The sequence below is a fragment of the Deefgea chitinilytica genome, from assembly GCF_016881405.1.
GTDB lineage: Bacteria > Pseudomonadota > Gammaproteobacteria > Burkholderiales > Chitinibacteraceae > Deefgea > Deefgea chitinilytica.
In genome coordinates this window covers 729,564-754,847 of record NZ_WOFE01000001.1, presented here as the reverse complement: position 1 = coordinate 754,847, position 25,284 = coordinate 729,564, and the positions used below count along the sequence as shown (strand labels likewise).

Below are 25,284 nucleotides of genomic sequence, written 5' to 3'. Positions count from 1 at the left end.
CTTAGTACGAGCGGGTCTTCAGCGCAACTGACGGAGCGGTCAGTGGCTGCAGATTGACAGGTTTGTATTCAAGACGATTACCTTCACGGTGCCACAAGGTGTGTTTCAACCAGTTAGCATCGTCACGGCCATTCGGTGTTTCTGGCACATCCAAAGCATCGTCGCGGACGTGAGCGCCGCGAGATTCTTTACGCGCTTCAGCGGAAATCATGGTGGCTTTAGCCACTTCAATCAGATTTTCTAATTCAAGTGCTTCCAAACGTGCGGTATTAAACGTTTTTGACTTGTCAGCGATCATCGTGGTTTTCACCATTTGTTCCACTTCCAAGATCTTCTTCACGCCTTCTTTAAGCATGTCGTTGAAGCGGAATACGCCAGCGTGCGCTTGCATCGTGCGTTGCATTGCAAGGCGTGCTTCGTTCACATTGGTGCCGTTGGTTTGGTTATCCAAACGCGCCACACGCGCTACTGAACGCTCCACATCTTTCATTGAAATCTCAGGGAACGACTCATGATGCGATTTGATGTAATCGATCATTGAATTGCCTGATGACTTCCCAAACACCAGCAAATCGAGCAGCGAGTTCGTACCCAAGCGATTAGCGCCATGCACCGAAGCGCAAGCACATTCACCAGCAGCATAAAAGCCCGGAATGACTTGGTCGCCAACCACAACTTCACCTTTGTAATTGGTCGGAATACCACCCATTTGATAATGACAAGTAGGCACGACAGGAATTGGCGCTTTAATCGGATCAACACCAGCAAATTTAATCGAAATCTCGCGAATACCTGGCAGCTTCGACATAATCACGTTTGGATCTAAATGCGTAATATCCAGCAAAACATGATCTTTATTCGGGCCACAGCCACGGCCTTCGTTAATCTCGGTTACCATCGCACGAGACACCACGTCGCGCGAAGCCAAATCTTTGGCATTGGGTGCGTAGCGTTCCATAAAACGCTCACCATCGGCATTACGCAAAATACCGCCCTCACCACGCACGCCTTCAGTAATCAACACACCCGCACCGGCAACGCCAGTTGGGTGGAATTGCCAGAATTCCATATCTTCAAGTGGAATACCGGCACGAGCCGCCATCCCTAAACCGTCGCCAGTATTGATAAAGGCATTAGTTGAAGACGAATAAATACGACCTGCACCACCGGTGGCGAACAAGGTTGCTTTAGCTTGGAAAATAACAATTTCAGATGTTTCCATCTCCATTGCCACCACGCCCTGAACCTGACCATTTTCATCACGAATCAAGTCAAGCGCCATCCATTCAACGAAAAATTGCGTGTTGGCGCGAACATTACGCTGGTACAAAGCATGCAGCATTGCATGACCAGTACGATCAGCGGCAGCACAGGCACGGCGAACAGGCTTCTCGCCAAAATTACTCATATGACCGCCAAATGGACGCTGGTAAATCGTGCCATCGCTATTTCGGTCAAACGGCATACCGAAATGCTCGAGTTCAATCACCACTTTCGGTGCTTCACGGCACATAAACTCAATCGCGTCTTGATCGCCCAACCAGTCTGAGCCTTTTACAGTGTCATACATGTGCCAGGTCCAATGATCTGGCTCTGAATTACCCAAAGAAGCTGAAACACCACCTTGCGCCGCTACGGTATGAGAGCGTGTAGGGAACACTTTAGATAGAACGGCGGTTTTTACGCCAGCCTCAGATAATTGCAATGCAGCGCGTAAACCAGCACCACCAGCACCTACGATGACCGCATCAAATTTACGAACCGGGATCGGACGTTGAGTAGAATCTTGGCTCATAAAACACCCCATACAACTTTAACCATATAAATCAAGCTACCTAGCAGCCACAAAATTGTTAGCACATGCATAGTAAGTTTGACGCCAATGTGCTGAATGTAATCCATCCAAATATCACGCACCCCCACCCATGCATGCCAAAGCAGCGCAATAAAAGTAATCGTCGTAACAATTTTCACCCAAGTACAGGCGAACAAAGCTTGCCAAGCCTCAAAAGAAGCACCATTGGCAAACAGGATAAAAGCAAGCACGCCGATGGTGTAAGTCAACATAATGACCGCAGTCACACGCTGCACCAACCAATCGCGCAAACCGTAGTGTGCACCTACTACATGACGATTTACCATGTGATCGCTCCAATAATCGCAGTCAAGGTCAAGCTAACTGCCAATACTACGTAAGCAGTCAAGCGTGCCGTTTTCAAATCTAAGCCTTTATGGATATCCAAAAACAGGAAACGTATACCGGCACAGGCGTGATGCAAATAAGCCCATAAAACAGCCAATAAAAACAACTTCACCAGTGGATTGCCGATGCAGTCTTTAAATGCAGCAAAACGCTCAGCCGACCCTAAAGAGCCTTCAAGCGCATACAACATAAATGGAATGGCTGCGAACATCAAAATACCGCTAATGCGGTGCAAGATGGACACAATCCCCGGCAATGGCAAACGAATCTGCCAAAGCGCAAGGTGTTTTGGGCGTGTTTTTTGCATACGCTCTTTCCTCTCTAAGTGACCAAAATAAAACCCCAAGGGATTTCGGTTTATTTGATTAATGCCAAATGCCATTAATCGGTTTTGTAATATTCTTATGCGTACTGTGCCGGCTCAAACGCCAGCGTATCTGTTTTAAGCCAAGCCACACTCCAAACCTGCGGCTTACCTTCAAAGTCTCTGGCCAATCTAACTAATTGCAATAATGGCTCATTCAGTTCAACCGCGAGTAACCTTGCCTCGCTTTGGCTGGCGGCCACTGCGCGGTATCTTACTTCACCATCACGCAAACGAATCCCAAAATCTCGCCAGCATAATTCGCGTAAATTACCTTTCAGCTCTCGAATCCGGCGGATATCCAAATTCGGAAAGCCGGCTTCAGGTAGCAGCATTTCTTCTAAGCCAACCACGCTTCCTGCAATTCTGAGCAAACGCCTCACTTGCCACAAGGTTGCGCCACGGCGCAAACCTAAAATATCAGCCAGTTGCTCGCCAGCATGAATACGCACACAACCAAGCAACTCTATCCGAGGCACCAAGCCATCATCACCTGATAATAATAAAAACTGGCCACGGGCAAGAAAGTCGTTCATCCCCGCAACAAAAGTCCCCACTCCTTGGCGGCGATACAAAATCCCTTCGCTCACCAGCGCATCCAGCGCCTTGCGAACCGTACCTTGACTCACCCCAAAGCGCACGCCCAACTCGATTTCACTGGGCAAACTCTCTTCATCATGCCATTCACCCGCTTCGACGGCAGCCATCACTTCGCGGATTACTTGCTTATAAAGAGGTTGCGCTGCTAGCTTTTTCATTTAACCTTGTCTTTTTAACATGTTGTCGACGCAGAGTCTACTACAGTCTTATATAAGACAAAAGATATAATTCTAATTTTATGATTTTGACACTCAGGCTACGCACCTCATGCGCCATCGTGTTAAAATCAATTTGCTTAGCATCAAAAACAGTGCTTTGCGAGTCAATCGCACAGCAAAAAAGACTATTGCTTGATGGCGATCAATCGCCACTAACTTGGAGTGTGCTCGATGAAACAACCTATTCGCGTTGCTGTTACTGGCGCTGCTGGTCAAATTGGCTACAGCCTGTTATTCCGTATTGCCTCTGGCGCAATGCTTGGTGCAGACCAACCGGTCATTCTGCAATTACTTGACATCACCCCATCACTACCAGCTCTAAACGGTGTAGTTATGGAACTTGATGACTGCGCATTCCCTCTATTGCATGGCATCATCCAAAGTGACGATCCAAAAGTCGCATTTAAAGACGCAGACATCGCTTTATTAGTTGGTGCACGCCCACGCGGCCCAGGCATGGAACGCAAAGACTTACTCGAAGCCAACGGCGCCATCTTCACTGCGCAAGGCCGCGCCTTGAACGAAGTAGCTAGTCGCGACGTAAAAGTGTTAGTAGTCGGCAATCCAGCCAACACCAACGCTTACATTGCGATGAAAAACGCTCCAGATCTGAATCCAGCTAACTTCACAGCAATGATGCGCCTTGATCACAACCGCGCCATGACGCAAGTAGCACAAAAAACTGGCACTACGATCAATGACGTGAAAAAAATGATCATCTGGGGTAATCACTCTGCGACTCAATATCCAGATGTATTCCACGCTGAAGTGAAAGGCACCAATGCAGCCACTTTGATCAATGATCAAAAATGGCTTGAAACCGAATTCATTCCTACCGTGCAACAACGTGGTGCCGCCATCATCAAAGCACGTGGCTTATCATCTGCTGCGTCAGCAGCAAATGCCGCAATTGACCATATCCGCAACTGGGTACTTGGCACACCAGAAGGTGACTGGGTAACTATGGGCGTTCCAGCAAATGGCGAATACGGCTACAGCGATTTGATTTACGGCTACCCTGTAACTTGCAAAGACGGCAAATATAGCATTGTCAATGGCTTGGAAATCAGCGAATTTAGCCGTGCACGCATGGATGCAACAGCAAAAGAATTGTCTGAAGAACGCGACGCAGTGAAACACCTGCTCGCCTAATTCAAATCAAACTTACGTAAAAAAGCCCACTACAAATGTAGTGGGCTTTTTATTCATGACCATTCAAAAATCAAAACCTCTCGGTGGATAATTATCCTCGCGAAAATTTTGCTGCCAATTGATTTAATTTCTCTTGTTTTTGCTCTTCAGCAAGTCGCGCAGCTTCAGCAGCTTCTTTTTCTTTACGTTGCTGAGCGGCCTTTTTAAAATGCTCATGTAAACTACTTGCAGCAAAAGCGCGCTGCTCTTCAGTTACTTCATCCGCTTGACTACCATCTAAGTTGTAACGCACCTTTGCAACCTGCATTGCCTTCAAATAGCGCAGTGAACGTGTATGCATTGCCAATGCTTGTCGCAATACGCGATGGCTCAGTTCTGGTCGCGCAGCAAATAGCTGCTTATCAATACCGATAGCCAAGGGCAAGCAATCCCGAAATACAGGGCTATTCTTTTGTAACTCTCTTAACAATGCTGGGGCACTAATCGGTGAAGCAGGCTGTAAATCAGCGGTAGTCATCAAACATCCTTAATACGATATAAAATACTGTGCGTGGATTTTATCAGACCCACACCCATTCTTGCTGATATAAGTCCATCAACTAGTGATTTTACCGAAAATTCAACGAATTCCAAACACAACTAGACTATTCAATCACGAAGAATAGCGTATTTCGCGCTGTCATTTTATGAAATTACATCTTGCTGCACCCCATAGTCGACTTATCTCTGCGATTTTCGTGCTGCTTGATACATTGACCAAGTTAGATAGCCACCATTTAAGTTCTTTACTTGATAACCATTTTGCAGCAAGAATCGTTGCGCAATATAACCGCGCAAACCAGCCTGACAATAAACAAGTATCGGCCGCTCTTTTGAAATTGTTAATGCACCACTGCGCAACAATGATAATGGATGGCTTTGCGAGCCAGGAATCATCCCACCCCCCAGTTCTTCGCTCTCGCGCACATCAATTACCTGAGCGCCACCTGCAATAGCTTGCTCTAAATCCTCTACATAAATCGATTCTAGCAGACCTGATTGCATATTTTGCCCAGCCATACCGAGCAAATTCACCGGATCTTTCGCAGATCCATAAGGAGGTGCATAGGCCAACTCCATCTCGGCCAAATCATCTACAGACATTTTTGCCTGTATGGCCACTGCTAACACATCAATTCGTTTATCTACGCCTTTTTCACCAATCGCTTGCGCACCTAAGATTTGCCCACTCTCCGGAGCAAATAATAATTTCAAGCTAATCAAGCTCGCACCCGGATAATAACCAGCATGATCACCAGCATGAATATAAAGCTTACGGTAGTCCAATCCTGAAGCCTGCAAGGTTTTTTCATTCAACCCTGTGCTTGCAGCCGTTAAGCCAAACAACTTACAGACTGAAGTGCCTTGGCTACCACGATAGGTAGATTTCCGGCCAAATATCACATCAGCCGCAATTCGCCCTTGTCGATTTGCTGGGCCAGCAAGTGGTAATAAAATTGATTTACCATTCACAACATGCTTCACCTCAATCGCATCACCTACAGCGTATATGCTTGAATCGCTTGTTTTTTGCTGATTATCAACCAATACCCCACCAGTTGAGCCAATCACCAAACCAGCCTCTTTCGCCAGCTGATTTTCAGGTTTTACGCCAATCGCCAAAACGACTAAATCAGTCTGTACCAGACGGCCTGACTCCATATGCAGTGTCAAATGTTTCGCGGATTCAATCTTTGCCAAGCTCTCACCCAGCAATACATCAACGCCATGAACTGTTAATTCTTGCTTCAATGGCGCCGCCATCTCCGAATCCAGTGGTGCTAAAACTTGCTCACTGCGCTCAATCAATGACACCGCCAATCCACGGTGGCGCAATGCCTCAACGGTTTCTAAGCCAATAAATCCTGCCCCCACCACACTGACATGCTTAATTTCAGCGGTCATCGCCGCCATTAAGCGATCCAAGTCAGGCAAAGTGCGCATAGTAAACACACGCACATCATCCAAACCAGGCAGCAAGGGTAGAATCGGTGCCGCACCGGGCGCCAAAATTAAGGAGTCATAACTTTCAGAGTACATTTCACCAGTCAGGCGGTTTCTGATACTCACTAATTTGGCAGCGCGGTCAATTGACACAACCTCATGATTCACACGCACATTCAAGCCAAATCGCGCCATTAAGCTTTCAGGGCTGTGTAGTAACAAAGCATCGCGCTCTACAATCTCCCCTCCCAAATGATAAGGGAGTCCGCAATTAGCAAACGACACGTAAGGGCCACGCTCAAGCACTATAATTTCAGCCGTTTCACTCAAGCGACGCACCCGTGCCGCAGCTGAAGCACCACCTGCAACACCACCAACGATCACTATTTTTTGTTTAACTTGATTCATTGCAACCTCATAAATTATATAAATATATACTATATAATTTAACATAATAAATAATGTAAAAGTGTCACACCGAATCTAAAACACAAGAAAGTTGATTTAAGTCAAACATCCAAAAGTACAATCAGCGGCATAAAACGCCTTTAAAGCCGCTTCAACGTTGGGAAAAGACAGAGAATGAGAAACTCAGGCGCATGCGAGCAATAACTGCTGAGTGTATGCGTGCTGGGCAGCAATAAAAATAGTATCAACATCACCCATTTCTACCAATTTGCCATGTCGCAACACCAGCACTTGATGCGCCAACGCGCGTACTACCGCCAAATCATGGCTAATTAAAATGTAAGTAATGCCAAATTTTTGCTGCAATTGTGCCAATAACTGCAAAATTTGCTGCTGCACCGTCGCATCCAAGGCAGAGGTCGGCTCATCCAAAACCATCACTTGCGGCTGCATAATCAGCGCACGAGCAATAGCAATACGCTGACGCTGCCCACCAGAAAACTCATGCGGGTAACGCTCTAAAATATCGGCAGCTAAGCCAACCTCTTGCAAAACTTCAATAACACGTTCGCGCCGCTCAGACGGACTGATTCCAGCGTGATGTACTTGCAAACCTTCACCGACAATCTCAAAAATGGTTTGTCTCGGCGACAACGCAGCAAATGGATCTTGAAACACAATTTGAATAGATCGTCTGGCTTGGCGCAAAGCCGCCCCCTTGAGCTGATCAAAAGCAGAAAGCACCGCTGCTTGATTAGCCAACAGCACCGTGCCTTCGCTACGCCCAGCCGCTAATAAGCGCAACATCGCCAAAGCCAAAGTGGTTTTACCACTACCGGATTCGCCAACCACGGCCATGGTTTCACCCACTCGCAAACTAAAATCCAGCGGCTCAAGTGCCGTTTTTAAACAAGAACAAAACCAATTTTTCTTAATCGGATAAGCATGACTTAGCTGCTTTACCTGCAAAGCCAGCGGCGCTGATGGATGAATTGGCTCTGCCATACGGTGAGGGCGAGCTGCCAATAAGCTTTGGGTATAGGCATGCTGCGGAGAAGAAAACAACGATTCAGTCGTCGCAACTTCTACAATCTGGCCGCTTTGCATTACAGCCACCCGATCAGCAAAACGGCGCACCAAATTCAAATCATGGGTAATAAATAATAAGCCCATGCCCAGTTTTGCTTGCAACTGCGCTAACAACTGCAGAATCTGCGCCTGTACGGTGACATCCAGTGCGGTAGTTGGCTCATCAGCAATTAAAATATCGGGTTCCCCCGCCAAAGCCATTGCAATCATCACCCGCTGCCGCTGACCACCAGACAACTGATGTGGAAATGCGGCCATTTTCTCACTCGCGTCAGCAATACCAGTACTGAGTAATAACTCACATGCCTTACTGTGCGCCGCTTTCGTGGTATACCCTAACTGTAAAACCAAAACCTCAACAATTTGCTGACCTACCGTTTGCAAAGGATTCAGCGCCGTCATAGGTTCCTGAAAAATCATCGCAATCTTGCGGCCTCGCACTTTCCGCAATTCATGCGTCGGCAGCGACAATAAATTCTGTCCACGAAAGACAATTTCGCCACCTAATTGCACCCCAGTATCCAATTGCAAAATACTGCGCGCCAATACACTTTTTCCTGAGCCTGATTCACCGACCAGCGCCAGCTTTTCACCCGCCAATAATGACAACGACACATCACGAACCACCGCCTGACTGTGTCCGGCAAACTGAATCGATACTTGCTGCATCGCCAATAACGGCAGATTGCTTACTTGGCTCATCGCTCAACTCTTGAAATATAAAACTGATTTCGACCCGCAGTTTTTGCTTGATACATCGCCGCATCGGCTTCGCTCAACCAAACTTCGGCGGTATTGATTGCAGTATGCCACTGAGCCACGCCAATACTGCCCCCCAAAGGCATGACAATGCCTTCAAACCACAAAGGATCAGTCAATTTTTGCAATATCTTTTGCGCCACCGCTTGCGCCTGAACAATCCCGACCAAATCATGCACCACAATAACAAACTCATCGCCGCCTAAGCGGCATACAACATCGCCACGTCGTACTACCGATTTAAATCGCTGTCCACACTCAATCAATACTGCATCACCCGCCGCATGACCAAATTGATCATTCACCGTTTTAAAAAAATCTAAATCAATCAGATACAACACCGCACGCGACGCGCGCTCGGGCTCAGTTAAGACGCGTTGCAACTTATTCATCAAGCTCAATCGATTCGCCAAGCCAGTCAGCCCATCGGTCAACGCTAAACGGCGCATTTTTTCCGCGCGCACCGCCATTTTTTCCGAATCTTTGCGGACGTGCTGGCCAATCGCTCCCAAGCGCACATGCTGATGAAAGAGGCGTTGTGCAACCAAAAGCAATAAGGCCACCGCAATCGCAAGCAGAAAAATCGCCGCCACTTGCTCTAGTGTTTTACCACTCGACGTAAGCACACACCACAAAGCCAGCAGCACAGACAAACTCAACGCCGACATCAATACGCGTGACCGCAATGGCAGCACAAGCAACAACATCATTTGCAACACAAACGGGAACGCCACACTCATCGGAGAAAAACTAGACCACGCTAAGCACGCAAACAAGACAATAGGCAGCACAAGCACATTGACGGTGACCAAAAACGTAGAGACCAAGGGCTGCACACGCATCAGCTGCCAAGCGCATACAGCAAACACCAAGGCCAATACAATCAACGCAACCATCGGCCACAATGCTTGCACCCCAATAAAATGCAACACCATGGGCATCAATAGCGCCAGAACACACTGCAATAGCGCTAATAATTGCAATAGCCCTCGACGTTCTTCCGACACTCGCTGTTGAATTCGGCTGTTTAAACGAGTTGTCGGCGAAAACACGGTAGCAAAACTAGTATCCAACGCTGTGTTTGTAGCAGTTGGAGCTGACGAAGCACGGTGCTGCCAAAAACGCCAGGTCATTTGCATCCTTTAATTTCTCAGTCTTGCAAATCATAAACCAAACCGTCACTCACCATAATAACAATCCAAACAAAGCAATTCGATTGCATTAAAAACGGCGTAAAATGTGGCGATGAATACAGCTCCCTACTTCGCGCTAACGCCTGACTTGATATTAGACTCACTTGAGTCATTGGATTTACCTTGCTCAGGACACCTGCTAGCACTCAATAGCTATGAAAATCGCGTTTACCAAATTGGTATCGACGATGGCGCACCGCTGATAGCCAAATTTTATCGCCCAGAGCGCTGGAGCGATGCCGCTATTTTAGAAGAGCACGCCTTTACGCAGGATTTGGCTGAGCGAGAAATTCCAGTAGTCGCGCCCTTAATCGTTAATGGAAAAACCCTGCACACTCACGCAGGATTTCGTTTCACCCTTTTTCCCCGTCGCGGCGGACGCGCGCCCGAACTTGACCAAGCACAGACCCGTGAATGGATTGGCCGTTTTTTAGGACGTATCCATGCCGTAGGCCAATTGAATGAATTTAAGCATCGCGCACATTTAAACCAGCGTACTTTTGGTCGCGATTCATTGGACTTTCTACTCAACAACGACGTTATTCCACTCGATATTGCCGCCAGCTATCAAGCGATTGCCGAGCAAGCCCTAGAAGGTATTGCCAGCTGCTACAACAAAGCCGGAGCCTATCAAGCAATACGTCTACATGGCGACTGCCATCCTAGTAATATTCTATGGACAGAAGCCGGCCCGCACTTTGTTGATTTTGACGATGCACGTACTGGCCCCGCCATTCAAGACTTATGGATGCTGCTGTCGGGTAATCGTAATGAGCAACAAGATCAATTGGCAGATATTTTAGCGGGCTATGAAGATTTCTGTGAATTTGATCATCGCCAATTGCATTTAATCGAAGCACTGCGTACCTTACGCCTACTGCACTATAGTGCGTGGCTGGCGAGGCGCTGGTCTGACCCCGCGTTCCCAGCGGCGTTTCCTTGGTTTAACACCTCAACCTATTGGCAAGATCGAATTGCAGAATTGCGCGAACAAATTGAAATCATGCAAAAGCCGCCATTATGGAGTCAAGAGTCGACGGGATACATGCAAATCACCGATGAAATTGACCCACCGTATTGGGATATGTAAGCTATTTCAAATTGGAATGAAAAAGCAATCATTGCGATCACCTGCTGTGAACTCAAGCACTATGATGCTTACATATTTAATCTAAGCAAGATAAACTCATGCTCCTGACACGATTTTATGTAAGATTTGATTGAAGAATTAAATAAATTGGAAACTGCTTCAACATGAAATTTGCCACTTGGAACGTCAACTCCCTTAAAGTACGCCTACCCCAAGTACTTGATTGGCTTGCAGAACACAGCGACATCACCGCACTATGTTTGCAAGAAACCAAAATGGACGATCCAACCTTTCCGCAAGCAGAAATTGAAGCCGCCGGCTTTCATGTGGTTTTTGCTGGACAAAAGACCTATAACGGCGTCGCGATTATTGCTCGCGCACCGATTGAAGACGTCATTATTAATATCCCGGGTTTTGCAGACCCACAAAAACGCGTACTTGCCGCCACCATCAACGGCATTCGTTTAGTCGATGTGTATATTCCGAATGGACAGTCACTTGACTCAGAGAAATTCCCTTACAAACTAGCTTGGTTAGCGGCGCTGAAAGAGTTTATCGCGCAAGAATTACAGCAACACCCCAAACTCGCACTCTTAGGCGACTACAATATTGCCCCCGAAGATCGCGATGTACACGACATAAAAAAATGGGAAGGTGGCGTTTTAGTCTCACCCGCAGAGCGCAACTTTTTTAATGAATTCATCCAATTGGGCCTCGTTGATAGTTTTAGATTGTTTGAGCAGGCGGAAAAATCATTTAGCTGGTGGGATTATCGTGGTTTTTCATTCAAGAAAAACGCAGGCTTAAGGATTGACCATATCCTGCTATCATCAGCGCTTGCCGCTCAGTGCAGCGCTTGCGAAATTGACGTTGAGCCCAGAAAACATGAACGTCCCTCGGATCACACCCCTGTCATTGCAACCATTCTGTAATCCCGAAAGGCAGCCCAATGGATAAAGCGAAGTTACTTTCCGGCAGCAGTTTGTTTTGCCAACTGACGCCCTCAGAGCTAGAAACACTCGCCAAACACGCGCATGTGCGGCATTTTGTAGCGAAGCAAATCATCATCGAACAAGGCAGCCGCGGTGATGAAATGTATGCCGTCGTGCACGGTCGACTCAAAGTGACACGCAGCAATAATGATGGTCGTGAAATTAATCTGGCGATACTGGAAGGCGGAGAAATTTTTGGCGAACTCGCCATGCTAGATGGCGCGCCCCGCAACGCCAGTGTGGAAGCTCTTGAAGATGGTGAGTTACTGGTTTTACACCGCAGCGCAGTAGATCAATATCTGGCGCACCATCCACACGTTATGCGCTCACTCATAACCAGCCTATGCGAACGACTACGCAGTGCGAATGATTTGGTGCAAGACACGCTATTTTTGCCGCTACCTCAACGACTCGCCAAAGTTCTGCGCCAGCTCGCACGCAACCACGGCGAAACCAATCAGGATGGCGTTAGAATCGACCTAAAAATGACTCAGCAAGATCTGGCCAATTTCGTCGGTGCGTCCAGAGAAAGCGTCAACAAACAGCTCAGTCAATGGGAAGACAATGGCTACTTAAAAATGAAAAGTGGCTATATTCAAATCATCCAAATCACCGAATTACCCGGTTAATTTGTTATATAAAAAAACACCCCAACAGTAAGCGCTTAACGCTGAGTGTTGGGGTATTTTTTAGATTACAAAAACGAAACGCTTAATTATATTCATCCATACTCGGGCATGAACAAATCAAATTACGGTCGCCGTACACATCATCGATGCGATTGACTGATGGCCAGAATTTATTTTCCAGTACGTACGGCAGCGGGAAGAACGCCTCTTCACGCGTGTAAGCACGATCCCAATCGCCTGCGATGTCGTTTTTGCTATGTGGTGCGTTTTTCAATGGATTGTTATCCGCTGGCCAAACACCACTTTCTACCTTGGCAACTTCTTGACGAATACTCACCATCGCCGCGATAAAGCGATCCAGCTCCGCTTTTGACTCTGATTCAGTTGGCTCAATCATCAAAGTGCCAGCCACAGGGAAGCTCATCGTTGGCGCGTGGAAGCCATAGTCCATCAGGCGTTTTGCAATATCGACTTCGGTAATGCCGCTCGCTGCTTTGAGTGGGCGAATATCGATAATGCATTCATGCGCGACACGGCCATTTACGCCGGTATAGAGCACCGGATAATGCGCTGAAAGTTTCTTCATCACATAGTTAGCATTGAGCAAAGCGATCTCAGTAGAGTGCTTCACGCCTGCTGCTCCCATCATCGTGATATACATCCACGAAATCGGCAAAATCGATGCAGAGCCAAATGGCGCAGCCGATACCGCCGACTGCCCTTGTGCAACGCTCGCGTCACCTTGATCAATATTCGCTACCGCATGGTTAGACATAAATGGCGCTAAATGCGCTTTCATGCCAATCGGCCCCATACCCGGGCCGCCGCCGCCGTGTGGAATGCAGAAGGTTTTGTGCAGATTCATATGGCTCACGTCGGCACCGATCTCTGCTGGGCGCGTTAAGCCCACTTGTGCATTCAAATTCGCACCATCCATATACACTTGGCCACCGAACTGATGCACCGTCGCGCAGATTTCCTTGACCGCAGTTTCAAACACGCCATGCGTCGATGGATAAGTCAGCATCAGCGCAGCTAAATTCGCACCATGCAACTGAGCTTTCGCTTTCAAGTCAGCTAAATCAACATTCCCGCTTTCATCGCAATCAACGACGACCACTTTCATATTCATCATTTGCGCGGTAGCTGGATTGGTACCGTGCGCTGATTTTGGAATCAAGCAGATATCACGATGCACATCGCCACGGCTGTCGTGGAAGCGACGAATCGCGAGCAAACCAGCGTACTCGCCCTGAGCGCCTGAGTTTGGCTGCATGCAAATCGCGTCAAATCCAGTAATCGCTTTAAGTTGATCGGCCAAGCCATTGATCATCTCAAAATAACCTTGGGTTTGATCTTTGGGTGCAAACGGATGGATATTGCCAAACTCAGCCCATGTCACCGGAATCATTTCACTGGTGGCGTTCAGCTTCATCGTGCAGCTACCCAAAGAAATCATCGAATGATTCATCGCCAAATCACGATTTTCGAGGCGTTTGAGGTAACGCAGCATTTCGTGTTCGGTGTGGTAGCTATTAAATACCGGATGCGTCAAATACGCCGACGTACGTTGCAATACTGCTGGAATCACCGCTGAAGTTGCAGCATCAAGCGCCGCCAAATCAGGCGATTTGCCAGTAAACAATTGCAACAGAGTCGCCAAATCAACTTCCGTTGCCGCCTCATGGAATGCCACGCTGAGAACAGAATCTGATACTTGCAACAAGTTGTAGCCCGCTGCCAGTGCAGCGGCATAGATTGCCGCGGTTTGCGCGCCCGTATTCACTTGCACCGTATCAAAGAAGGTATCGTGAACAATTTTTCCACCGGAAGCACGAACGCCTTGCGCGAAAATACTCGCCAAGCGATGCGTACGTTCAGCAATGCGTTTAATACCTGCTGGGCCGTGATAAACCGCATACATACCCGCCATATTGGCCAGCAAGACCTGAGAAGTACAAATATTTGAATTGGCTTTTTCGCGGCGAATATGTTGCTCACGCGTTTGCAGAGCCATACGGAGTGCCGTTTTGCCTTTGGCATCAATCGACACGCCGATAATCCGGCCCGGTGCCGAGCGCTTCATATCATCTTTAAATGCAAAATACGCAGCGTGTGGGCCGCCAAAGCCCATTGGAATACCAAAACGTTGTGTCGTACCAATCGCCACATCCGCACCGAGTTCAGCCGGTGATTTGAGCAAAGCGAGCGACAAGAGATCTGCAGCCACAATCGCCACACCACCACGTGCCTTCAGCGCTGCAATCGGCGCACTCAAATCAATGATCGCGCCATCCGCGCCCGGATATTGCAACAAGGCACCAAAATAATCATCATCGCCTGCTGCTGTCGCCGCGCCAATTACCAACTCAAAACCGAAGTATTTCGCTCGGGTCTTTACTACATCAAGGGTCTGTGGCAATACCTGTGCATCAACAAAGAATTTCTCAGTCTTCACCTTAGAAATCCGGCGCGCCATCGCCATTGCTTCCGCAGCGGCAGTCGCTTCATCCAGTAGCGAGGCATTGGCCAAATCAAGGCCAGTGAGGTCGATGACCATTTGCTGGTAGTTCAGCAATGCTTGCAATCGACCTTGGGCGATTTCAGCTTGGTATGGCGTGTAGGCCGTATACCAGCCTGGATTTTCCAGCACATTACGCAAAATCACGCCCGGCGTGATGTTGGGGTAGTAACCCAAGCCAATAAAACTTTTCTTGATAATGTTCTTATCCGCGATTTGGCGCAATTTCGCCAAGGCCTCAACTTCGCTGACCGCGGCAGGCAAGGGCAAGGGCTGTTTGAAACGAATATTGTCAGGAATAGTTTGGGCAACTAAATCTTCGATTGAATTTGCACCAATTTCAGCCAACATTGCAGCTTGATCTGCTGCGTTCGGGCCGATATGACGAGCAACAAATTCGTCGTGATTAAACAGAGTATGCAGAGACATAATTAAATCCAATCAGAGGCGGCAATCGCCTAAACAAGATAAGGGCGGCTTAGCCGCCCCTATCCATGCAACGCTCAATGTAATTGAAGCAACGCTTATACGCCGATTTCTTTCGCGTATTGCTCAGCGCTCAACAAACCTTCGAGCACTGATACATCAGCAGGCTTCACGCGGAAGAACCACGCCGCGCCGTACGGATCAGAATTGGCCAATTCTGGCGCGCTAGTCAGTTCATCATTGATCGCCACCACTTCACCAGCGATCGGCGCGTACACATCTGATGCTGCTTTTACAGACTCAACCACACCTGCAGTCGCTTCGGCGGCCAACTCGTCGCCCACTTGCGGCAATTCAACAAAAACGATGTCACCGAGCAATTCTTGGGCGTGATCAGTAATACCGATGGTTACCGTGCCGTCGGCTTCTAAGCGCAACCATTCATGGCTGTTAACATATTTGAGTTCTGCTGGAATATTGCTCATGATTTTGATTCCTGTAAGGTGTTAGGGGTGAGGTGTGAGGGGTAAAAACTCAGCACCGACCAATTTAAATTTAGAGAGGAAGCATTTGCGTGAGCAAAGCGAGGTGCTACACCTCACTCCTCACGCCTCACTCCTCACTGAAACACTTTTTTACCGTTGCGTACAAATGGCATTTTCACGACGCGAACATCGGTCAAGGTACCGCGCAAATCTACTTGAGCAGTGTCTCCGGTCGCCGCCGGAACCCGAGCGATCGCGACAGAATGTTTGAGTGTAGGCGAAAAAGTGCCACTGGTAATGACGCCTTGACCCACACCGGCCACCTCAACAATTTGACCTTCGCGTAACACGCCCCGACCTTCGAGCACCAAGCCAACTTGCTTCATTGCTACGCCGGCCGCGCGTTGCACCTCAAGTGCTTTGCGGCCGATGAAATCGCGATCCACTGGCTCCCACGCAATAGTCCAACCCATGCCAGCTTCCAACGGCGAAATGCTTTCATCCATGTCGTGGCCGTACAAATTCATACCCGCTTCAAGACGCAATGTATCGCGCGCGCCCAAGCCGATTGGTGCAACACCAACACTAAGCAAGGCTTTCCAGAACAACGGCGCTTCTTCGGCGGGCAACATAATTTCTAGCCCATCTTCACCGGTGTAACCCGTGCGAGCAATAAACCAGCCGTCTTCAATCGCGCCAAATGGAAAACCTTGGAATACTTTCAGCGCTTTCACGGTGGCTTCCCACTCTTCGTGAATCACTTTGCACGCTTTTTCAATCGCGTTCGGGCCTTGCACCGCAATCATCGCTAATTCGCGGCGCACATGGATTTGTACATCTTGACCTTGCGCTTGCTTAAGCATCCAAGCGATGTCTTTATCCGCTGTACCCGCATTCACCACGACACGGTAGCCGTAATGGGTCAAGTAAACGATCAAATCATCGATGACGGTACCTTCAGGTGTCAACATACCCGAATACAGCGCTTTACCTTCAAACGCCAGACGTTCAACGTCGTTCGCAATCAGGCCACGCAAAAAGGATTTGGCATCCGCGCCCGTAATATCGAGCACGCACATATGCGATACGTCGAACATGCCAGCGTCGGCACGGACGATTTCGTGTTCTTTGAGTTGTGAGCCGTAATGAATCGGCATAGACCAGCCAGCAAAATCAACGATTTTAGCGTTGGCGGCAAGGTGGCATTCGTATAATGGTGTGGTTTTTGGCGAAGTCATGGGGCTCTCAAGGTATATCCCTCTAAGACCGCTAGCTTGTGGCTTAGCGGGCAACACCCCTCTGTCCTGACACCTGAGATTTTCCAATCACGCCGTGATTGTTGAGCCCTTCGGTGGATGTCTCAAGATGAAACACCGCTCTCCAGAGTTTGTGAATTCAACAAATAGCACCAATAACACAGTGCAATTTTGTCGCATCCTTGCAAGCAGTCCCTGATACCTGAGCGATTTGCGGGTGCATTTGCGCCTTCGGTGGTGATTTAAATCAACAAAATGGTAAAAATCACACTCTCCTGCTGTACGTGCGGGATTATCGTTATAAGTCCCAAGAATGGCAAGCAAGAAAATCGCTTTTTTATCAGTGCCAAGTAAAAAAGCCAATCCACAGATTGGCTTTTTGAAAGGTTGAGTCAAATCATGCCGCAGCAGGATAATCGGTATAACCAACTGGGCCTGGCGTATAGAACGTATTCGCATCGGGCTCAGCTAAAGGTAGTCCATTTTGCAAGCGGCGCGGCAAGTCCGGATTACTGATAAACGGACGACCAAACGCAATTAAATCACCTTGCCCAGCTGCAAGCGCTGCCTCTGCCGTTGTCGCATCAAAACCACCTGATGCAATAAATAATCCAGTGAATGCCGCACGTAAATCGGCTTTAAACGCGGCAGGCACAATCGGCGCGCCCATTGCCGAATGATCGACTAAATGTAAATACACTAAACCGATATCTGAAAAACCGCGTACTAAGTCAAGGTATTGCTCTGCAATTCCTTCAAACTCTCCAGTAGCATTAAATACCCCGTATGGCGAAATACGAATACCAACCTTGTCTGCGCCAATTGCAGCAACGCAAGCCTGCGCCGTTTCGAGCACGATACGATTTCGTGCTGCCGCGCTGCCGCCATAACCATCAGTACGCGTATTGACGTTGGCATTTAAAAATTGCTCCAGCAAATAACCATTTGCCGCGTGCAATTCAATTCCATCAAAACCCGCCTCAATCGCTAATTTTGCCGCATTCACATACTCAGCAATCACAGCAGGGATTTCCGCCTCGTTTAAAGCATGTGGAACGACATGCGGCTGCATACCGGCCACATCGGTATAGATTTCCCCCTCTAGCGCTTTGGCCACCGGGCCAACCGCGCGAGCGCCCGCAGGTAAATTTGCCGCGCCAGTGACTCGTCCACAATGCATTAATTGAACGAAAATCTTCGCGCCACCGCGATGCACTGCATCCGTGACCAACTTCCAGCCTGCGACTTGCTCAGCATTAAAAATTCCGGGGATACGGGCATAACCTAAACCATCGGGTGATGTCGAGGTGCCCTCGGTAATGATTAAACCCGCTCCAGCACGTTGACCGTAGTAATCCGCCATGATTGGGTTGGGGATATTGTCTATCGCACGACTGCGCGTGAGCGGAGCCATCACGATACGATTTTGCAAGGCCAAACGGGGGTGTTTTAAAGGCTCAAACAACATACGAAGTTCTCCAGTGGATTGAATCAAAGGGGATTTTCTACTCATCATTCACCTTTGCTTAGATGGAGATAGCACTCAAATTCACAAGAACTCAATATGCCCAATCAATAAAATTGCTCTTAAAAAAGAAGATCGATAAGCACTACAGCATGATAATTTGGTGCAAGCTATACAAGCAAAGGCCAATCAAGCCGCCCACCAGCGTGCCATTGAGCCGCACAAATTGCAGATCGACCCCAACATTGACCTCAAGCCGCTCAACCATCACCGCGTCATCCCACGCTTTAAGCTGCTCGGCGATAAATTGACCAATCTGGCGGCGATATTTTTTGACCAATTGCCCTGCTGCCACTCGAGCATGACGATTAAGCCAGTCGGCCAATACCGCGTCATTCGCTAAACGCAAACCAAAATGCTGCAAGCTATTGGCTAATTTGCTACGCAGCACCGAGTCTTGTGTCGCCAGATCATCGGCCAGCCATGCCACCACCCGAGCCCACATGCCATCGATGGCATTCAACAAAGTCGGCTGTGCCAACAAATGGGCTTGTGTCGTTTTAAGTTGCTGTTGCAATGTTTCGTCATGAACAAGACGCTGCTGCAAATCGGCCAAAGCGACATCAAAATGAGCGCGCAGTGGGTGATCCGCCATTTCACGCATTTGCTGCACTTCGCGCCCTGCTGCGTGCACTAATTTACGCGCCATATAACGGCCGCCTGCTTCATCGAGCGAGATCCAGCGCAAATAATCAAATTCGGCAGCAATAATACTGGCGACATGCTGCTGCAACGCGGGTTTTTGCAGCTCGGCATCTAGATGCGCTAACACGGCGTCGAGCAAGGCTTGGTGCTGACCACTTTGACGGATCACCGCAAAAATTTCACCGGCAGGCTTAACTAAATCGATCTGGCTCAATTGTTGGCGCATTAATTCGCGCAAACGCTGCACCATGGCTGGCTCAGTTAAGCTTTGCAGCACAAAATCAAGCAAACGCGCCACTTGATCCGCTGCCGCCTTACTGTTATCTGACTGTTGCAGCCACAGCCCCAAACGCAGCGCGGGATTGAATTCGCGAACCTTAGCCATGATGCGCTCACTCGATAAAAAATGCGTTTCTATAAATTCACCGAGGCTATCAGCAATGCGATGTTTGTTTTTGGGAATAATCGCCGTGTGCGGGATCGGTAAATTGAGTGGATGGCGAAATAATGCAGTCACGGCAAACCAATCGGCCAAGCCACCAACCAGTGCGGCCTCGGCAAATGCAACAACATAGCCAAGCAGCGGAAACTCCCGCCGATAGTAACCCGCCACCAGCATAATGATCAGCATCAATACCAACAGCGCTGTGGCGCGGCGCTTATGCTGATTTAAACGCTGCAGTTTGAGATCATAGGGGCGGATGAGGGGCGAATTACTTGACATTGAATTCCTCAATACCAAATGACGATCTAGTTATGTATATAACGATAAGCTTTATTCTTCAAAACTTAGCGTCACATACATCAGCAAAAAGCCTAAAACCCACAAAAAAACACGAGCAAAAGCCAAAATAACTTGGCAAAGCCGCCTGAAGTGCATTTTGCGATTGAATTCAACAAATCCAACTTGTTTTTCTTGCCATTCGTGAATTCAAGCTGTTGCTTTTAAAAAGTAAGTTAATCAACTTTTTGTACTTTAACCGGTTTGCCTTTGAGCCTGCCTTTGTCATTACCAAGTCGCGTTAAAACTTGCGCGGTGTATTGCAATTGAACCGCGACATAAGTCCTAAATTCAAACAAATCAATCTTACCAATCGCCTCATTCGGAATACCGCCATCCCCCGTTAAAGCGCCAACGACATCACCCGGACGAATTTTATGTTTTCGCCCCGCATCAAAACACAGTGTCGCCATTTTGGCTGGCAAGGCAAAATCACCGTTCACTCTCAATTCAGCCTCTTTACCCGTAGGAATCGGCTGTTCAAGGTATTCTTCAATCGTACGTTGGCGCTTGACTTGCGACGGCGACACCAAGCTAAACGCCAAGCCTTTTTTACCCGCGCGGCCGGTACGACCAATCCGGTGCACGTAAACTTCAGGATCGTAGGGCAATTCGTAATTCACGACTGCAGCCAAGTCTTTAATATCCAAACCACGCGCCGCCATATCGGTTGCCACTAAAATTGGGCAACTACCGTTGGCGAATTTCACCAAGGTTAAATCGCGGTCACGCTGTTCGAGTTCACCATGCAATTCAATCGCATCAAAACCATCGTCTTGCAAACTACGCGCCAACTCCATGCAATCTTGGCGCGTATTACAAAACACCACGCTCGATGCGGGTTGATGATGCGCGAAAATGCGTTTGAGCAAATCCGCTTTTTCGCCATTGTCTTTGACTAAAAAGAGCTGCTGCTCGATATACACTTGATCGTGCAAAGATTCGACGGTCACTTCAGTCGGTGAGCGTTGAATTGATGCCGATAATTTGCGAATCCCTTCTGGATACGTTGCCGAAAAAAGCATGGTTTGTCGCCATTTTGGCAAGAAATCAATCACATCCTGCACTTCGCCACCAAAGCCCATATCAAGCATTCGATCAGCCTCGTCCAGCACCAAGGTACTGACCTGCTTCACAATCAGCGTGTTCTTATGCAAATGATCCTGAATTCGCCCCGGCGTACCGACGACCACGTGCGCACCATGCGCGAGCGATGCAGCTTGCGGGGTTAGCGGCGTACCACCGCATAAAGTCAGGATTTTCAAATTCGGCAAATGGCGACCAAGGCGACGCAAGTCTTTACTAACCTGATCGGCCAATTCGCGGGTCGGGCACAGCACTAAAGCCTGCACGCGGTGCAAATTAATATTGAGTTTTTGCAGCAAAGGAATACCAAACGCTGCCGTTTTGCCACTGCCCGTTTTGGCCTTGGCAATAATATCGCCCCCTTCGAGCAAAATCGGCAAACTTGCCGCTTGAATCGGGGTCATCGCTTCAAAACCGAGCGATGCGAGATTGTCGAGCATTTCGGCTGGCAAATTTAAAGCAGAAAATGGCGTTTTAGTCATAGCAAACCCAAAGAAAGCAAAGCCGATTTAAAATAAATGGCAAAGCAGAACGATTAAGCAGAGCCGCTTAAATCAACTCATTGCACTACAAGCATTCTAAGGGATTTGAAACTAAAAGACTGAGTTAGATTGGTAATGCAGAGGTAAAACTGAGATGAAGCAAGGCAAGAAGTCTGGTCGGGGCGGTGGGATTCGAACTCACGACCACCTGGTCCCAAACCAGGTGCGCTACCGGGCTGCGCTACGCCCCGAACAGAGCCCGAATATTATAGACCAAAGCAGCACAGGTCAAGCGAAAACCACACAAAAACCAGACCACCGGACATCAAAAATAAATAAAGTATTGTTCTTAAATGAAAATAATTTTACAAAATCAAGCTACGCCAAACTGTTTTTGTAAGTAGCAATTTCAATAGCACACCAAATCCCACCACATCGACGCGCCGCCCGCCCCTCTAGAACTCAACACGCCTCACTTATCTACTCACAAATGTCACCGACAATTGCTTTCACGAAGCAACATACGCACGCTACAATTGCCACACTCAATACTTTCACCGCTACATGGAGCCCTTATGCCTGTTAATCTCGCGCCGATTGATCCGTCACTCTTGTTTCCTGTTGCCGGAGTTGAAATTGGTATCGCTTCCGCTGGCATCAAAAAAGTGGGCCGTCGTGACACCACCATTTTCACCATCGCCGCCGGTGCTCGCGTGGCAGGTGTCTTCACACTCAATCGCTTTTGCGCCGCGCCAGTGCGCTTATGTCAGGAGTATCTAGCTGCAAACAATGAAATCCGTGCGTTAGTCATCAATACCGGGAATGCTAATGCAGGAACAGGGCTTGATGGTTTAGCGCGCGCCGAAAAAATTTGTGCAGCAGCGGCGGAACAATTAGGCATCAACACACAACAAGTACTCCCCTTCTCGACCGGTGTGATTTTAGAGCCGCTGCCATTTGAAAAAATCATCGACGCACTACCTGCCGCTAAAGCCGATTTATCGCCAGCCAATTGGGCACAAGCTGCCGAAGCGATCATGACCACCGATATCGCACCCAAAGCCACCAGCAAACAAATCAGCATTGCTGGAAAAACGGTCACGGTAACGGGGATTGCCAAAGGCTCGGGCATGATTCATCCGAACATGGCAACCATGCTTGGCTTTGTCGCAACAGATGCAGCCATCAGCCAAGAATTACTGCAAACCATGCTCAAACGCGCCGCCGATTTGTCATTTAATAGCATTACTGTCGACGGAGACACCAGCACCAACGATAGCTACATCGCAATTGCCACGGGGCAAGCTGGCAACCCTGAAATTACTAACGCAAACAACGCTGACTATCTCGCACTGCAAGCGGCCATCGAAGAAGTATCGCACTTTCTCGCCCAAGCGATTGTACGTGACGGCGAAGGCGCAACCAAATTCATGACGATCAAAGTCGAAGGCGGCGCAAGTTATGAGGAATGCAAAGCGGTCGGCTACGCAATTGGCCGCTCACCATTGGTAAAAACCGCGTTTTTTGCTTCCGACCCTAACTTGGGCCGCATCTTGGCAGCAATCGGTTACGCGGGCATTTTGGATTTGGATGTCGACAACATCGAAGTGTGGCTCGATGATGTATTAGTTGCCATCAACGGTGGCCGCAACCCAGACTATCAAGAGAGCCAAGGCCAAGCGGTAATGAATCAAGCGGAAATTTGCATCACCGTGAAGCTCAATCGCGGCGCACAGCAAGCAACAGTGTGGACCTGCGATTTTTCTTATGACTACGTCAAAATCAACGCCGACTATCGTAGCTAATCATTTGTGATGTTTCCTACTGTTTCGCAGCGTCATGCGAACACCCATCAAGCCAGCGTAAATGCTGGCTTTTTTGTTTCCTGTTGTTCTTTCTTGTCTGCTGGTGTATCGTTTTAATGAGGGTATCAAAGCGGGTATCTGTAAAAAATACCCGCACACTAAAGCGGGTACACAGTTTAGAAGGTGGCAACCATGAAAAAAAGCGGCGAAGGCAACAAGACAAAGAACCTTGACGGTGTGGTGTACGAGGTGGGCGAGAGCGGCGCGCTGACCAATGCGGGTATTGGCAAGCTCACTAGCGCGAATATCGGCAAGCATACTGACGGGTTCGGCCTATACCTTGAAGTCACTAAGGCAGGGGCGAAGCTGTTCAGGTATCGCTATCGGCTCGACGGGAAGGAAAACACCTACGCCCTAGGGCGCTGGGTTGCGAACAGCACCAGCGCGGATGCAGACACGCGCAAGGCTGCGGGGTTGTTCACACTCAAAGAGGCACGCGCTGAGGTTGTGACGCTGCGTGCATTGGTGGCACAAGGCACGCACCCGTCACACGCTAAGGGCGATGCGAAGCGAAGCGCCGCCGCGCTGCGTGCCAACACCTTCGAGGCCGTGGCTACGCACTGGATGGAATCCAACGTGAAGAAGTGGTCGCAGAATTATGCGCGACAAGTGCGGCAGCGTTTGACCGGTGATGTATTCCCCGCCATAGGCAAGCGCCCCCTATCCAGCATCAGCACGGCAGCAGTTGAAGAAGTGCTGCGGACTGTGCAGCAACGCAGCGAAGCGCAAGCCAAGCTGGTGCGGATATGGATTACAGGCGCAATCAATCACGGGCGGCGTGTGTTGAAGGTGCAAAGCAGCGCTATGACTGATGATCTAGTACAGGCGTTCACATACAAAACAGCGAACTCACATAGCCACCTTGAGGGTTCAGCGATTGCCCGTATATTCCCCGCGCTCGACACAGTGCAACACCAGCACCCGCTTGGTGTGATCGCGGTCAAGCTATTGGCGATGACGGTACTGCGCGGGGTTGAGTTGTTGGATGCAAGATGGAGCGAGGTTGACTTTGATGCTGCGCTGTTGCGCGTACCCGCCGAGCGCATGAAGGCACGCAAGCCGCACATTGTACCGCTGAGTAGTCAGGCCATTGCACTACTGACCACGTTGCGCGGTGTGACTTATAGCGGTGACGATAGCTTTGTATTCGTGGGGCGCTCAGGACGCAAGCCGCTGACAGGTTCGACCTTGCGCAATGTGCTACGGCAAGCAGGGTTTAGCAATGACGAGCTAACCCCGCACGGCTTGCGCGGTACGTTCTCTACTTGGGCTAATGAGTGCGGCTTGAACTTCGCAGTGATTGAAACTTGCCTAGCTCACACCGTAGGCAGTGCGACCAGTGGCGCGTATAACCACGCGAGTTATATCAGGGAACGGCGCGAAGTTTTGCAGACTTGGGCGGACTACTTGCAATGCGGCGCGGCCAATGTGGTGCCGTTGTTTGGTGGCAAGGCTGCATAAATTTACTACCGTTCGTCACCTACTACCCCTTTTCTACGCAGAATGAGAGCCACCCGCCCATTCTGCGTTTT

General features: G+C 48.8%; 20 protein-coding genes, 1 tRNA gene and 2 riboswitches. Of the genes, 6 read left to right on the top strand and 15 right to left on the bottom strand.

Annotated features, from left to right (window positions below):
• Nucleotide 1 precedes the first annotated feature (1 nt).
• From sdhA to GM173_RS03410, 4 genes are all read right to left on the bottom strand, one after another.
• Complete coding sequence (sdhA, locus tag GM173_RS03425) at nt 2-1,795, bottom strand: succinate dehydrogenase flavoprotein subunit (protein WP_203569915.1); 1,794 nt, start codon at nt 1,793-1,795, stop codon at nt 2-4.
• Nucleotides 1,792-2,142 carry a succinate dehydrogenase, hydrophobic membrane anchor protein gene (gene sdhD, locus GM173_RS03420; protein WP_203569914.1) on the bottom strand — a complete coding sequence of 117 codons (351 nt, stop codon included), beginning with the start codon at nt 2,140-2,142 and terminating at the stop codon, nt 1,792-1,794. Before sdhD ends, sdhA begins: the two co-directional genes overlap by 4 nt.
• Nucleotides 2,136-2,510 carry a succinate dehydrogenase, cytochrome b556 subunit gene (gene sdhC, locus GM173_RS03415; RefSeq protein ID WP_203569913.1) on the bottom strand — a complete coding sequence of 125 codons (375 nt, stop codon included), beginning with the start codon at nt 2,508-2,510 and terminating at the stop codon, nt 2,136-2,138. The genes sdhD and sdhC overlap by 7 nt, the downstream gene beginning before the upstream one ends.
• Before the next feature lie 95 nt (nt 2,511-2,605).
• Nucleotides 2,606-3,325: a GntR family transcriptional regulator gene (locus GM173_RS03410; protein ID WP_203569912.1), complete on the bottom strand. Its 720-nt coding sequence runs from the start codon at nt 3,323-3,325 to the stop codon at nt 2,606-2,608.
• A 231-nt stretch (nt 3,326-3,556) separates the two neighbouring features.
• Here GM173_RS03410 and GM173_RS03405 point away from each other — a divergent pair, with 231 nt between their 5' ends.
• The gene (locus GM173_RS03405) at nt 3,557-4,537 is read left to right on the top strand and encodes a malate dehydrogenase (RefSeq protein ID WP_203569911.1); all 981 of its coding nucleotides are present in this window, start codon (nt 3,557-3,559) and stop codon (nt 4,535-4,537) included.
• A 91-nt stretch (nt 4,538-4,628) separates the two neighbouring features.
• Here GM173_RS03405 and GM173_RS03400 read toward each other — a convergent pair whose 3' ends face one another.
• The 4 genes from GM173_RS03400 to GM173_RS03385 all read right to left on the bottom strand — a co-directional run bounded on the left by GM173_RS03400 (nt 4,629) and on the right by GM173_RS03385 (nt 9,909).
• Complete coding sequence (locus GM173_RS03400; protein ID WP_203569910.1) at nt 4,629-5,054, bottom strand: ProQ/FINO family protein; 426 nt, start codon at nt 5,052-5,054, stop codon at nt 4,629-4,631.
• 203 nt (nt 5,055-5,257) lie between these two features.
• On the bottom strand, nt 5,258-6,928 hold the full coding sequence (locus GM173_RS03395) for an FAD-dependent oxidoreductase (RefSeq protein WP_203569909.1): 1,671 nt from the start codon (nt 6,926-6,928) through the stop codon (nt 5,258-5,260).
• Between the two features lie 183 nt (nt 6,929-7,111).
• Nucleotides 7,112-8,719 (bottom strand): dipeptide ABC transporter ATP-binding protein, encoded by a 1,608-nt coding sequence (locus tag GM173_RS03390; RefSeq protein WP_203569908.1) that lies wholly within the window; start codon nt 8,717-8,719, stop codon nt 7,112-7,114.
• Nucleotides 8,716-9,909, bottom strand: coding sequence for a GGDEF domain-containing protein (locus tag GM173_RS03385; protein ID WP_203569907.1), 1,194 nt, complete (start codon nt 9,907-9,909; stop codon nt 8,716-8,718). Before GM173_RS03385 ends, GM173_RS03390 begins: the two co-directional genes overlap by 4 nt.
• A gap of 112 nt (nt 9,910-10,021) precedes the next feature.
• Between GM173_RS03385 and GM173_RS03380 the strand changes: the two genes are divergently transcribed.
• From GM173_RS03380 to GM173_RS03370, 3 genes are all read left to right on the top strand, one after another.
• Nucleotides 10,022-11,059, top strand: a complete 1,038-nt coding sequence (locus GM173_RS03380) for a serine/threonine protein kinase (protein WP_203570361.1) — start codon at nt 10,022-10,024, stop codon at nt 11,057-11,059.
• A 164-nt stretch (nt 11,060-11,223) separates the two neighbouring features.
• Entirely contained in the window at nt 11,224-11,991 is a 768-nt protein-coding gene (gene xth, locus GM173_RS03375) for an exodeoxyribonuclease III (RefSeq protein ID WP_203569906.1), read from the top strand.
• Nucleotides 11,992-12,008: 17 nt separating this feature from the next.
• Nucleotides 12,009-12,680, top strand: a complete 672-nt coding sequence (locus GM173_RS03370) for a Crp/Fnr family transcriptional regulator (protein ID WP_203569905.1) — start codon at nt 12,009-12,011, stop codon at nt 12,678-12,680.
• Nucleotides 12,681-12,762: 82 nt separating this feature from the next.
• Here the strand turns inward: GM173_RS03370 and gcvP are convergent, their stop codons facing one another.
• The 7 genes from gcvP to GM173_RS03335 all read right to left on the bottom strand — a co-directional run bounded on the left by gcvP (nt 12,763) and on the right by GM173_RS03335 (nt 22,138).
• Nucleotides 12,763-15,630, bottom strand: a complete 2,868-nt coding sequence (gene gcvP / locus GM173_RS03365) for an aminomethyl-transferring glycine dehydrogenase (protein WP_203569904.1) — start codon at nt 15,628-15,630, stop codon at nt 12,763-12,765.
• Nucleotides 15,631-15,725: 95 nt separating this feature from the next.
• Nucleotides 15,726-16,115 (bottom strand): glycine cleavage system protein GcvH, encoded by a 390-nt coding sequence (gene gcvH, locus GM173_RS03360; protein WP_203570360.1) that lies wholly within the window; start codon nt 16,113-16,115, stop codon nt 15,726-15,728.
• 131 nt (nt 16,116-16,246) lie between these two features.
• Complete coding sequence (gene gcvT / locus GM173_RS03355) at nt 16,247-17,350, bottom strand: glycine cleavage system aminomethyltransferase GcvT (protein ID WP_203569903.1); 1,104 nt, start codon at nt 17,348-17,350, stop codon at nt 16,247-16,249.
• Between the two features lie 51 nt (nt 17,351-17,401).
• A riboswitch (glycine riboswitch) is annotated at nt 17,402-17,506 on the bottom strand.
• 41 nt (nt 17,507-17,547) lie between these two features.
• Nucleotides 17,548-17,656: riboswitch (glycine riboswitch) on the bottom strand.
• A gap of 109 nt (nt 17,657-17,765) precedes the next feature.
• The gene (locus GM173_RS03350; RefSeq protein WP_239078222.1) at nt 17,766-18,881 is read right to left on the bottom strand and encodes an alkene reductase; all 1,116 of its coding nucleotides are present in this window, start codon (nt 18,879-18,881) and stop codon (nt 17,766-17,768) included.
• A 97-nt stretch (nt 18,882-18,978) separates the two neighbouring features.
• The gene (locus GM173_RS03345) at nt 18,979-20,262 is read right to left on the bottom strand and encodes a DUF445 domain-containing protein (protein WP_203569902.1); all 1,284 of its coding nucleotides are present in this window, start codon (nt 20,260-20,262) and stop codon (nt 18,979-18,981) included.
• Between the two features lie 233 nt (nt 20,263-20,495).
• Nucleotides 20,496-21,887, bottom strand: coding sequence for an ATP-dependent RNA helicase DbpA (dbpA, locus tag GM173_RS03340; RefSeq protein WP_203569901.1), 1,392 nt, complete (start codon nt 21,885-21,887; stop codon nt 20,496-20,498).
• Nucleotides 21,888-22,061: 174 nt separating this feature from the next.
• A tRNA-Pro gene (locus GM173_RS03335) sits at nt 22,062-22,138 on the bottom strand.
• Between the two features lie 324 nt (nt 22,139-22,462).
• Between GM173_RS03335 and argJ the strand changes: the two genes are divergently transcribed.
• Nucleotides 22,463-23,692 carry a bifunctional glutamate N-acetyltransferase/amino-acid acetyltransferase ArgJ gene (argJ, locus tag GM173_RS03330; protein ID WP_203569900.1) on the top strand — a complete coding sequence of 410 codons (1,230 nt, stop codon included), beginning with the start codon at nt 22,463-22,465 and terminating at the stop codon, nt 23,690-23,692.
• A gap of 192 nt (nt 23,693-23,884) precedes the next feature.
• Nucleotides 23,885-25,213, top strand: coding sequence for a tyrosine-type recombinase/integrase (locus tag GM173_RS03325; RefSeq protein WP_203569899.1), 1,329 nt, complete (start codon nt 23,885-23,887; stop codon nt 25,211-25,213).
• Nucleotides 25,214-25,284 lie beyond the last annotated feature (71 nt).